This window comes from Pseudomonas sp. GD03842 (assembly GCF_029841165.1).
In the GTDB taxonomy this organism is placed as follows: Bacteria; Pseudomonadota; Gammaproteobacteria; order Pseudomonadales; family Pseudomonadaceae; genus Aquipseudomonas.
The window spans coordinates 1-500 of record NZ_JAOCEA010000046.1; the positions used below are offsets into that span (position 1 = coordinate 1).

The following is a 500-nucleotide window of genomic DNA, read 5'->3' on the forward strand; positions in this document are numbered from 1 at the left end:
CAGCCTGGCAGCTTCAAGGCATTCTGCGAGGCGGTGGGCAAGCGCCAGATCACCGAGTTCAACTACCGCTACCACACCGACCGCGAAGCGCACATCTTCGTCGGCGTGCAGACCCACCCGGAAAACGACCCGCGCAAGGCGCTGATCGCCAGCCTGACCGAGCAAGGCTTCCCGGTGCTGGACCTGACCGACAACGAACTGGCCAAGTTGCACCTGCGACACATGGTGGGCGGCCACTCGGAGCGGGTAAGCGACGAAATGGTGTTCCGTTTCGAGTTCCCCGAACGCCCGGGCGCGCTGTTCAACTTCCTCAACAAGCTCGGCGGGAAATGGAACATCTCGATGTTCCATTACCGCAACCACGGCGCCGCCGACGGGCGCGTGGTGGCCGGGCTGGTGGTGCCGGAGGAAGAACGCCACCTGGTGCCCCAGGCGCTGGCGGAAATCGGTTATCCGTACTGGGACGAGACGAACAACCCCGCGTACCGGTTGTTCCTGGG

The 500-nt window shown here is 64.2% G+C and carries 1 pseudogene; it reads left to right on the plus strand.

The window, feature by feature from the left end:
* Positions 1-500 (plus strand): annotated as a pseudogene (locus N5D61_RS26445) (threonine ammonia-lyase, biosynthetic); the annotation flags it as partial.